This is a genomic window from Pyxidicoccus sp. M6 (genome assembly GCF_055568925.1).
This window is the reverse complement of record NZ_CM145714.1, coordinates 7,102,499-7,114,208: the sequence shown is the minus strand read 5'-3', so window position 1 is coordinate 7,114,208 and position 11,710 is coordinate 7,102,499. Positions and strand designations below refer to the sequence as shown.

At 69.8% G+C, this 11,710-nt stretch carries 7 protein-coding genes; all 7 read left to right on the top strand.

From position 1 onward, the window contains the following. The first annotated feature begins 238 nt into the window (after window positions 1-238). The 7 genes from ACVTJA_RS28265 to ACVTJA_RS28235 all read left to right on the top strand — a co-directional run bounded on the left by ACVTJA_RS28265 (window position 239) and on the right by ACVTJA_RS28235 (window position 11,710). Window positions 239-1,741, top strand: a complete 1,503-nt coding sequence (locus ACVTJA_RS28265) for a hypothetical protein (RefSeq protein WP_465824203.1) — start codon at window positions 239-241, stop codon at window positions 1,739-1,741. A gap of 540 nt (window positions 1,742-2,281) precedes the next feature. Next, window positions 2,282-6,826 carry an amino acid adenylation domain-containing protein gene (locus ACVTJA_RS28260; RefSeq protein ID WP_465824201.1) on the top strand — a complete coding sequence of 1,515 codons (4,545 nt, stop codon included), beginning with the start codon at window positions 2,282-2,284 and terminating at the stop codon, window positions 6,824-6,826. Window positions 6,827-6,837: 11 nt separating this feature from the next. Beyond that, on the top strand, window positions 6,838-8,052 hold the full coding sequence (locus ACVTJA_RS28255) for an 8-amino-7-oxononanoate synthase family protein (protein ID WP_465824199.1): 1,215 nt from the start codon (window positions 6,838-6,840) through the stop codon (window positions 8,050-8,052). 18 nt (window positions 8,053-8,070) lie between these two features. Beyond that, entirely contained in the window at window positions 8,071-8,961 is an 891-nt protein-coding gene (locus tag ACVTJA_RS28250; protein WP_465824198.1) for an HpcH/HpaI aldolase/citrate lyase family protein, read from the top strand. Beyond that, window positions 8,958-9,485 (top strand): MaoC/PaaZ C-terminal domain-containing protein, encoded by a 528-nt coding sequence (locus ACVTJA_RS28245; RefSeq protein WP_465824196.1) that lies wholly within the window; start codon window positions 8,958-8,960, stop codon window positions 9,483-9,485. The genes ACVTJA_RS28250 and ACVTJA_RS28245 overlap by 4 nt, the downstream gene beginning before the upstream one ends. 7 nt (window positions 9,486-9,492) lie before the next feature. Further along, window positions 9,493-10,473, top strand: coding sequence for an NAD(P)H-quinone oxidoreductase (locus ACVTJA_RS28240; RefSeq protein ID WP_465824194.1), 981 nt, complete (start codon window positions 9,493-9,495; stop codon window positions 10,471-10,473). Window positions 10,474-10,639: 166 nt separating this feature from the next. Further along, window positions 10,640-11,710: a putative zinc-binding metallopeptidase gene (locus ACVTJA_RS28235; protein ID WP_465824193.1), complete on the top strand. Its 1,071-nt coding sequence runs from the start codon at window positions 10,640-10,642 to the stop codon at window positions 11,708-11,710.

The window sequence follows — 11,710 nt, the reverse complement described above, 5'->3', positions numbered from 1 at the left end:
AATTACAACTGTATGTGGATTGATGTGTGACGGTGTCGCGGGGTCAATCGATACATCACCCAAGACATCCTGTCGCAATGACTCACTTTGCCTGAATGTCTCGCTTCACGTCGGGTGAATACAGTAGATATCCATGAATCACGGAACGTTCTGCCGGCTCCGTGTGCCTGGACCGCGACCGGCCGGGGTCCATCCACGGCAGGGGGCGCGGCCGTCCGCGCGACCAAGAGGACACAACATGAAGCGGATGAAACAGTGGAAGCAGTTCTCCCGACGTCTCGCGCTCGGAGGTATCACCCTGGCGTGGGCGGCGGGTTGTGGTGAGACGCCCACCGAAGCGCCGCCACCCGCGCCCGCACCCGAGAGCATGAGCGTGGAGCCTGCACCGCACCCGGAGCGCCGCGGTATCGGCGCGGTGGAGCTGCCGCCTCAGCGGCCCTCGGCTCAAGCCGTCACCGTGGACCCGCGCAGCTCGCTCATCGTCACGGATGACGCCATCGTGAAGAACTTCCCGCTGCAGAAGGTGATGCAGCAGCTCGTCACGCAGGCCGGCGTGGCGGGCCTCACGCCGCTGCAGCTCTTCCAGACCTGGTGGCAGACGGAGCTTCCGCCCGGTTGCACGCCGGTCTTCAACAACTACGCCTACCAGTGTCCGCGCGTGGAGGGGAACCAGGCCGGCGTCAATCCCTTCACCAGCCCCGGGACGAATCCGGACGAGTACGTGCCCACCGCGCTCGTCAACCGCTTCGACCTGGCGCCGCTGAGCGGGACGGACTGCGGCGAGTACCGAATCATCTACGCGAAGCGCTCCGGCTTCACCAACCCGGGCCAGCGAAACCTGCTCATCTTCGAGGCCGTGCTGCCCAACCCCACGCCGGGCCTCGGGCTCGCGGGCTGCATGCCGGTGGCGAACTTCTGGGCGAGCCTCACCACCACGGCCAGCGTCGCCACGCGAGTCTCGATGCTCCAGCAGTTCTACTTCACCGGCATCGGCGGCGGCTTCCTGCCGGTGGTCCACTTCGAGAACTACGGCAGCCGCACGGGGATTCCGGCCACGGGCCAGGTGCGCACCAACCAGTTCATGCAGCCGCCGTGGACGCTGCGTGAGTTCAAGGTGATTCGGACGATGTGCGGCACCACGCCCTGCGCGCTGAACTTCCGGCCGGTGACGGACTCCACCAACCCGGGCGGCCTGCTCTTCGACCCGACCTCCACGCATCCGGAGGCCTTCAACTTCCAGAACGCGCAGTTCCCCGGTCAGGTGCCCAACCTGGCCATCAACGACATCAACCTCTTCAACTTCGCCAGCACCACGCCGGAGAACAGCGGGCAGAGCAACGCGCAGGGCCCGGAGAACGACTACCTCTTCCACTTCGGCGCCGGCCCCAGCACCTTCCACACCAACGTCCAGAACGCGCTCACCGCCGCTGGCAGCGCGCTGACGCCGCAGCAGGCAGTGGCGCGCTCGCTGGCGCTGTCCTGCGCCGGCTGCCACCAGTTCAGCAACAACGCCAACCTGGGCGGCGGCATCATCTGGCCCCCGTCGCTGGGCTTCGTCCATGTGTCTGAGCAGACCAGCGCCGGCCCCTTCGGCCCGCGCTACAACATCTCTCCGGCCCTCGGCGGCGTCTTCCTGCCGCACCGCAAGGCCGTGCTGGAGACGTTCCTCAATTCCTCATGCGGGGACGCCACCTGCCAGCCGTGGGAGACGCACGCCGCCTGCACCGCGGACTGCCCGTAGTCTCGGCGTGAGATGTCTCGGGACCCGAAATGCAAATGGGTCCCGAGACATTTGTTTTATTGCAGTCATATCAACCCGGGGCGGGTCAATCCCGCCTCTGTAGTCAGACGGAATCTTGCGGGCATGTTTCGCATCACGCTCCATGTTTCCAGTCTGCGTGTGCAAAGGCAGTCATAAACGAGTCATGGCGGCGCACACAGGTTTTTAAGTAAGACCTGACTAGCCCGAAGGCACCCCCTCTGCCTTCGCGGCTCCCCCCATGCTCCAGCCGTGCCTCGTCGTCATCGACATGCCCATGTGGCCTCTTGGCAATGAGGCCCGTCCGTCCTCCTGGCGGGCATGCGGGGGCTCGCTGCGCACACGCCTGCTCCGCCGCACGGAGTGTGAGCATCTGCCGCCGGTGACGCCGCTTCGCTCCGTGCAGGTCCGCGTTGATGTCTCGCGTGCCCGCCATGCGCGGAGTGCGGCCGTCCCCGGGAACGCCGTCCGATTCATCCACCGCGGCCGCCTTGGCCCCACCGAGTCGATGGGAATCCCGCAATGGAACCGATGAAGAAGAGCCTCTCGCTCGAGGAGCGGGTGCGCGCGCCGGTCATCGTGGCGCGCACGGAGGAAGCGGAGCTGTCCTTCGCGCAGCTCCGGCTGTGGCTCGTGGACCAGTACCAACCGGGCAGCGCGCTCTACAACATCCCGGCCGCGCTGCGGCTGAAGGGTGCGCTAGACGTGGCCGCGCTGGAGCGGGCCTTCACGGAGGTGGTGCGCCGCCACCAGTCGCTGCGCACCACGTTCCGCGCCCGCGAGGGCCGGCCCGTCCAGGTCATCCACCCTGGCATGCCGTGTGAGCTGGAGGTGGAGGACCTGCGCCACCTGCCCGAGCCGGAGCGGACCCGCGAGGCCCTGCGTCTCGCTCGTGCGGAGGCGCGCCTGCCCTTCGACCTGGCGCGCGGGCCGCTCCTGCGTACCGGGCTGCTCCGGCTCGCCGACGAGGAGCACCTGCTGCTGGTGACGGTGCACCACATCGTCTCCGACGCGTGGTCGCTCTCCGTGCTCATCCGCGAGCTGGGAGCGCTCTACGAGGCCTTCCTCGCCGGCCAGCCGTCGCCGCTGCCGGAGCTGCCCATCCAGTACGCGGACTACGCCGTGCGCCAGCGCGAGTGGCTCCAGGACGACGTACTGGAGGGACAGCTCGCGTACTGGAAGCGGCAGCTGGAGGGCGCGCCGCCTTCGCTGGAGCTGCCCACGGACAAGCCGCGCACCGCCGACACGCGCAACCCGGGCGTGATCATGAACGTGGAGCTGCCGGCGAACCTCTCGCGCAACCTGAAGAACTTCTGCCGCGCGGAAGGGGCCACGCTGTTCATGGGCCTGCTGGCCGGGCTCCAGGCGCTGCTCGCGCGCTACACGGGGCAGGACGACATCTGCGTGGGCGCGCCCATCGCGGGGCGCCGGCAGGCGGAGACGGAGGGGCTCATCGGCTTCTTCGTCAACACGCTGGTGCTGCGCACGAAGCTCGGCGGAGACCCCACCTTCCGCGAGCTGCTCGGCCGCGTGAGGGACGTGACGCTGGGCGCGTACTCGCACCAGGACGTGCCCTTCGAGAAGCTGGTGGAGGTGCTCCAGCCCGCGCGCCAGTTGGGACACACGCCGTTCTTCCAGGTGGCGCTGGGCCTGCTCAACACGCCGCCGCTGGAGCTGTCCATGCGCGGCCTCACGCTGACGCCGGTGGACGCGGTGGACAGCGGCACGTCCAAGTTCGACTTCCTGCTCACGCTGGTGGAGTCGCCCCGGGGACTCGCGGGCACGCTGGAGTACCGGACCGATTTGTTCGAGCCGTCCACCGCGACGCGGATGATGGAGCACCTGCGCGTGCTCCTGGAGAACGCGGTCCTCTACCCGACGCGCCGCCTGTCCGAGCTGTCCCTCCAGTCCACCGTGGAGCGGCGCCGCGTGCTGGTGGACTGGAACGCCACCGCCGCGGAGTACCCGCGCGACGCCAGCCTGCCCGCGCTGTTCGAGGCCCGCGCCGCCCAGGCACCTCGGGCCGTGGCGGTGGTGGCGCCCGGAGGCGGCACGCTCACCTATGGAGAGCTGGACCGCCGCGCCAACCAACTCGCGAACCGCCTGATTGCCGACGGCGTGCGCGTGGGTGACAGGGTCGCCCTGTGCATGGAGCACGCGCCCGAGGCCGTGGTGGCGGTGCTCGGCATCCTCAAGGCTGGCGCCGCGTACGTGCCGCTGGACCCGTCCGCTCCGACCGAGCGGCTGAGCTTCATGCTGAACGACACCAGCGCCTCGCGCGTGCTCACGCTGGAGGACCATGCGGGGCACCTGCCCTCGGACATCGCGCGCCCGTTGTTCCTCGACACGGACGCGGCTCACCTCGCCGCCTCACCGGACACCGCGCCGCGAGTGAGCGTCACGGGCGCGGACCTCGCGTACGTCATGTACACGTCCGGCTCCACGGGCCGGCCGAAGGGCGTGTGCGTGCCCCACCGCGCGGTGACGCGGCTGGTGGTGGGCACGGGCTTCGCGAAGCTGGGCCCGGACGAGGTCTTCCTCCAGCTCGCGCCGCTGGCCTTTGACGCGTCCACCTTCGAGCTGTGGGGCTGCCTGCTGCATGGCGCACGGCTGGTGGTGCCGCCTCCGCATCCGCTGTCGCTGGAGGAGCTGGGCCGGCTCCTGGGCGAGCACGGCATCACCACGCTGTGGCTCACGGCCGCGCTGTACGAGCAGATGGTGACGAGCCAGCCCGTGGCGCTCGCGCGCGTGCGGCAGGTGCTCGCGGGCGGAGACGTGCTGCCGCCGGAGCGCGTGCGCGAGCACCTCGCTTTCGGCGGCCGGCTGGTGAATGGCTATGGCCCCACGGAGGGCACCACCTTCACCTGCTGCCACGTGCTGACGGACCCGGCCGAGGTGGGGCACTCGGTGTCCATCGGCGGGCCCATCTCCAACACGCGCGTGTACCTGCTCGACAGGAATCTGCGGCCGGTGCCCGTGGGCGTACCGGGTGAGCTCTTCATCGCGGGTGACGGCCTCGCGTGGGGCTATCTGCGGCGGCCGGACCTGACGGCGGAGTGCTTCATCCCCGACCCGTACAGCTCCGCGCCCGGTGCGCGCCTCTACCGCTCCGGAGACCTCGCGCGCTGGCTGCCGGATGGGCGGCTCCAGTTCCTCGGCCGCCGCGACTCGCAGGTGAAGCTGCGCGGCTTCCGAATCGAACCCGGCGAGGTGGAGGTCGTCCTCTCCCGCCACCCGGGCGTGCGCGAGGTGACGGTGCTGGCGCGCGACGACATGCCCGGCGGCAAGGCGCTGGTGGCGTACCTCGCGCCGCGCAGTCCGGAGACGCTGGACACGCAGGCCCTGCGCGCCTTCCTGCGTAGGAGCCTGCCCGAGTACATGGTGCCCTCGGCCTTCGTGGTGCTGGACACGCTGCCCGTCACGCAGAACGGCAAGGTGGACCGGCGCGCGCTGCCGCACCCGGACACGGTGGGGGCGGGGGACAATGGCCAGCCCGTCGCGCCGCGCACGCCCGTGGAGGAGCAGGTGGCCGAGCTGGTGTGCCAGGTGCTCCGCCGCGAGCGCGTCGGCGTGCACGACGACTTCTTCGTGCTGGGCGGCCACTCGCTGCTCGCCACGCAGCTCCTCTCGCGCATCCAGCACACGCTGGGCGTGGAGCTGTCGCTGCGCACCATGTTCGAGGGGCCCACCGTGGCGGAGCTCGCGCGGAGAATCGAGGGAGAGCAGGGGGCGCCGGTGCGCTCGCTGCCGCCGCTGGTCCGCGTGCCCCGCGACGAGCCGCTGCCGCTGTCCTTCTCGCAGGAGCGGTTGTGGAAGCTGTTCAAGCAGAACCCCACGTCCAAGGCGTACAACCAGCTCGGCACGTACCGCTTCCTGGGTGACTTGAATGTGGCTGCGCTCCAGGGCGCGCTCCAGGCCATGGTGGACCGGCACGAGACGCTGCGCACCACCTTCGCCGAGGAGGATGGCCGCCCGGTGCAGCGGGTGGCCACGACGCTGCGCTTCGAGCTGCCGGTGACGGACCTGCGCGGGCGGGACGACGCGTGGGAGGAGGTGCGGATGCGCATCGCCGAGGAGGCGCGCCGGCACTTCGACCTCACGCACGGGCCGCTGGTTCGCGGCGAGCTGCTTCGGCTCGCGGACGACGAGCACCTGCTCCTCTTCAGCAAGCACCACATCCTGTCCGACGGCTGGTCCGAGGGCGTCCTCAGTCGAGAGGTGGGGCTGCTCTACACCGCGCTCGTCACGGGGGGGACGCCGGCGCTGCCGCCACTGCGCATCCAGTACCCGGACTTCGCGGCATGGCAGCGGGCCTGGCTCGCCGGGCGCGAGCTGGAGTCCCGGCTGGGCTACTGGCGCGCGGCGCTGGCCGGCGCGCCCACGCTGCTGAACCTGCCCACCGACAAGCCCCGCCCGGCGACGCGCACCTTCAACGGCACGTCGATTCCCGTGGTGCTGGGCAAGGCCCGCAGCGACGGCCTCAACTCCCTCTGCCAGCAGGAGCGGGTGACGCCCTTCATGGCGCTGCTGGCCCTCTTCGGCACGGTGCTCTGTCACGAGTCGGGCCAGGACGAGGTCGTCGTCGGCTCGCCCATCGCCAACCGCACGCTGCCGGAGTTGGAGCTGCTCATCGGTCTCTTCGTCAATGGGCTGGCGCTGCGCGTGGACCGGCGCGGCGGGCCCACGTTCCGCCAGCTCCTCGCCCGCGTGCGCGACGTCACGCTGGGCGCGTACGCGCACCAGGAGGTGCCCTTCGAGCAGGTGGTGGACGCCATCGGCATCCAGCGGCTGCCCAACCGGTCGCCGCTCTTCCAGGCCATGTTCGCCCTGCAGAACGCGCCCTCGGAGCCCGTGCCACTGCCCGGGCTGACGCTGGCGCCCATGGAGTCCGCGGACCGCGGCGCCTCCGTCTACGAGCTGGCCCTGGCGCTGTACGAGCTGGAGGACGGCTTCAGCGGCAGCCTCGAGTTCAACACCGACCTCTTCGAGCCTTCCACCGCCGAGCGTCTGCGCGACGCGCTGCTCGCGCAGGTGGACCGCGCGCTCGCCAACCCCGATTCGCCCTGACGAGAGCCTCCATGGAAGACAAGAACCGCTATCGCAATACGGAGTCGATGATCGTCCACGGCAATCCTTCCTTCCAGGCCGCGAAGGAAGCAGGGCTGTTGGACCTGTCGGTGCGCAACACCGGGCGAGGCTCGCTCGAGCTGCCGGACGGCCGCGAGTTCATCAACATGTGCTCCTGCTCGTACCTCGGGCTGGACTCGCACCCGGACGTCATCGAAGGCGCCATCGAGGTGCTGCGTCGCGAGAAGACCCTCGACATGGCCATCTCCCGGCTGCGCATCCGCGTGGCCATCCTGGACGAGCTGGAGGATGAGCTCTCCCGCCTCTGGCGCTCGAAGGTGGTCGTCACCCCCTCCGCGAGCGCGGCCAGCGCGGGGCTCTTGCCGCTCATCGCCTCGGGCCACCTGCTGCCCGAGGGGAAGAAGCCGGTGCTCGTCTTCGACAAGTCGGCGCACTTCTCGATGAACCTCATCAAGCCCATCTGCGCGGACGAGACCGAGGTGCTGACGTGCGCGCACAATGACCTGAACTTCCTGGAGGACGTCTGCCGCAAGCACGCGCGCGTGGCCTACGTGGCGGACGGCTTCTACTCCATGGGCGGCGCGGCGGTGGTGAAGGAGCTGCTGTCCCTGCAGGACCGCTACGGCCTCTTCCTCTACTTCGACGACTCGCACTCCATCTCCCTCTACGGCAAGACGGGCGAGGGCTTCGTGCGGACGTTGATTGGCGGCGACGTGGGGCCGCGCACCATCATCATCGGCTCGCTGGGCAAGGGCTTCGGCACGGCGGGTGGAGCGGTGATGCTCGGCCCGGGCCACCACACGGACCTGGTGGGGCGCTTCGCGGGGCCGCTGGGCTGGTCGCAGAGCCTGTGCATCCCCGCCATCGGCGCCAGCATGGCCTCGGCGCGCATCCACGGCACGCCGGAGCTGGCGGCGCGGCAACAGGCGCTGCGCGCGAACATCCGCTACTTCGACGAGCGCGTGCCCACGCGCACGAAGGGCGAGGACTACGCCATCAAGATCATCGACGTGGGCCCCGAGTCCGCGGCGGTGGAGCGCTCGCGGCGGCTGCTGGAGCGGGGCTTCTACTCGTCGGCCGTGTTCTTCCCCATCGTCGCGAAGGGGCGCGCGGGCCTGCGCATCATGCTGCGCTCCAACCTGTCGCGGGACGACGTGCAGCGCCTGTGTGACGCCGTGCTGGAAGTGTCAGCGCCGGTGGCCTGAAGAGAGAGCGGAGGCGTCATGTCGTTACCCATTCCCAGCAGGACCTTCCTCGTGACACCCGCTCTGGACCCGTCGCGCTTCGACAAGGCGGCGGCGGTGGGCGCGGACGTGGGCTTGCTCGACCTCGAGGACGGCGTGCCCATGCACCTCAAGGCCGAGGCGCGCCGGCTCGCCGTCGACCATCTCCGCTGCTCGCGGCAGCTCGGCCCCATGACGGTGCGCATCAACAGCCTTCGCACCGTGGAGGGCCTGCGCGACGTGCTCGCCCTGCTGGACTCGGGTGTCCAGCCAGACGCCGTCCTGCTGCCCAAGGTGGAGTCGCCCATGGAGCTGCAGCAGCTCGACGAGCTGCTGGGCGACCGGATTCCGGACGCCGTGCTCCTGGCCATCATCGAGACACCGAAGGGCGTTTCAGCGGTGGATGCGATTGCCAGCGCCACGCCCCGGCTGCACGGGCTCATCTTCGGCGCGGCGGACCTGTCGTCCCAGCTCGGCGTGCCGCTGACGTGGGAGCCCATGCTCTACGCGCGCGCGCGCATCGCCATGGCCGCGAACATCGCGGGGCTCGCCGCCATCGACTCTCCCTTCTTCGACCTGATGGACCCGGAGGGGCTGGCGGAGGAGACGCGCCGGGCGCGCACGCTGGGCTTCACCGCGAAAATCGTCATCCACCCGGACCAGGTGGACATCATCCACGAGTCGCTGAGGCCCTCCGCGCACACGGTGGACCACGCGCGGCGCGTGCTGGCCCAGGCGGACGACGGGAAGGGCGGCATCCACCTCGTCAGCGGCAGCATGGTGGGCCCTCCGTTGGTGGCTGCCGCGCGGCGCGTGTTGGCGAGCGTGAAGCTGGAGGAGGCGATGGAGCCCGTCCCGCTGCGGACGAGCGCCGGCCGAGGAGACACATGAAGAAGATGGTCACCGCCCACAAGAAGGTGGGCAAGCAGCGCTATCGCGAGACGCACGGCCTCTACTACGAGGACTTCGAGGTGGGCGACGTGTTCGAGCACCGCCCCGGGCGCACCCTCACCGACGTGGACAACATCTGGCAGTCGCTGCTGTGCCTCAACACGCACCCGCTCCACATCGACGCCGTGTACGCGAGCAAGACGGAGTGGAAGCGGCCCCTCATGTCCAGCCTGGTGACGCTGGCCATCGTCGGAGGAATGAGCCTCAACAGCACCAGCGCGAAGGGCGTGGCGAACCTGGGCTGGGACAAGGTTCGACTCTCCGCCCCCGTCTTCGTCGGCGACACCATCTACGCGGAGAGCCGGGTGCTGAACAAACGGATGTCGAAGTCGCGCAGGACACAGGGTGTGGTCTCCGTGGAGACGAAAGGCGTGAAGGCGGACGGCACCGTCTTCATGACCTTCGAGCGCTCCTTCCTCGTACCGCTTCGCAAACACAGCGTGGACGTCGATGCAAACTACTGAAGCGCCCATGAGGGCCGTGGTGCTGGAAGAGTTCGGTGGGCCGGAGGTCATGCAGGTGCGCGAGCTGCCTCGCCCGGAGCCGGGGCCGCGCCAACTGCGTGTGCGCGTGCGCGCCTCCGCGCTGAACCGCGGAGATACGGTGCAGCGCAGCGGGGGCTATCCGCTGCCGCCCGGCGCCAGGACTCCGCGCATGGGCATCGAGGTGGCGGGCGAGGTGGAAGCCGTGGGCTCCGAGGTGCGTGACTTCACCCCGGGCGAGCGCGTCTTCGGGCTCGTGGATGGCGGAGGCTACGCGGAGGCGTGCCTCATGGAGGAGGGGATGGCCATCCCCATCCCCGACGGCTGGTCCTTCGTGGAGGCGGCGGCCACGCCGGAGGCCTTCATCGCCGCGCATGAGTCGCTGCTGGAGTTGGGCGGCCTGCGCGCGGGCCAGTCCGTCCTCATCCACGCGGGCGGCAGCGGCATCGGTACCGCGTGCATCCAGGTGGCGAAGGCGGTGGGGGCGAAGGTGTTCTTCACCGTGAGCACGGAGGAGAAGCGGCGCCGGTGCATGGAGCTGGGCGCGGACGCGGGCGTGCTGCGCACGGAGCACAACTTCGCGCGCGAGGTGCCGGCGCTCAATGGCGGCACGGGCGTGGACCTCGTGGAGGACTTCGTCGGCGGCGCGGCGCTGGATCGCAACCTGTCCGTGCTGAAGTTCGGCGGCTGCCTGCTGCTGCTGGGCATGCTGGAGGGGATGAGCGCGGAGCTGGACCTGCGGCAGGCGGTGATGCGGCGGCTCCAGCTCAAGGGCATGGCACTGCGCCCGCTCTCCCTGGAGGAGCGGGTGGCCGTCACGCAACGCTTCCGCGCGCGGTGGCTGCCGGAGCTCGTGGCCGGGCGTGTGCGCCCCATCATCGACTCCACCTTCCCGATGGAGCGGGTGGCGGACGCGCACCGGCGCATGGAGTCCAACATGAGCTTCGGGAAGATCGTCCTGGAGGTGTAGGCGCCGCGCTGGAGGTGCGGAGGTTGGTGGGGCTGCTGGGCGAGGTAGCCGTCCGCCGGAATCTACCGAGAGAGGGAGGAGGACCGGCGAGGGCCTGGCTGCCCGGCCGCCCTCCGGGCCGCGCAGGCTGTCCGCTCTCCCGAGCGAGCCTTATCTAGAGAGCGGAATGCTGACTCCGCCCTCTCATCCCGGCCTGCAGATGCGCGAGAAACATCCCGCCCAGCAGGGGGATGGACGCGGCAGGCTCCCGCCGCACCGCGAGCAGCTCCTGAAGGCGCGCATCAAGGACCTCTCGCTGCGGCTCGCGGGCACGCAACTGGAACGCGACATCGCGCAGCTCCACGCGGAGCTGGAGGCGAAGGGCATCTCCTTCAAGCCGCAGTGCTACCTGTCCGACGAATGGGGTTGCCCCTCCGGCGTCCCCGTCATCGGCGTGCCCTTCTACCTGGCGGACGCGGAGCTACACTCGATTGAAGAGGAGCTGGGCGGCGGCGTGGAGACGGAGGAGGAGATCCTCATGTACCTCCGCCACGAGGCCGGCCACGCCTTCAACTACGCCTACCGGCTCTATGACACGGACGAGTGGCGCAAGGTGTTCGGCGACTACTCGCGCCCGTACCGCGACGAGTACAAGGCGCGTCCCTTCTCGCGGCGCTACGTGCACCACATCTCCGGCTGGTACGCGCAGAAGCACCCGGACGAGGACTTCGCGGAGACGTTCGCCGTCTGGCTCACTCCCGGCAGTGATTGGCAGAAGCGCTACCAGGGCTGGGGCGCGATGAAGAAGCTCCAGTACGTGGAGGACATCGTCGCGAAGCTGGGCCGCACGCCGCCGCTGGTGCGGCTCGCCGAGCCGGACCTCACCACGGAGGAGATGGAGGGCAGCGTCCTCGACTACTACCGCCAGCGCGAGCTGGACGAGAAGGTGGACCTGGAGCTGCGCGATGCCTTTGACCAGTCGTTGGAGGACATCTTCTACGGCCCGGGCGAGGCCCCCGCGCGCGCGGAGACGCTGGTGCGCGCCGAGCGCCAGCGCCTGCTCTCCGCGGTGAGCCGCTACACCGGCGTGAGCCGCGCCGTGGTGCGCGCCCTGGTGGACCACCTCGCCGACCGCACCGCCGAGCTCGGCCTCACGCTGCACCCGGACGACAGCCGCGAGGCCGCCGTCCAGATTGCCTCGCTGGTGACGGCGCTGGCGATGAACCACCTCTACACCGACCGCTTCTACGAGGAATGA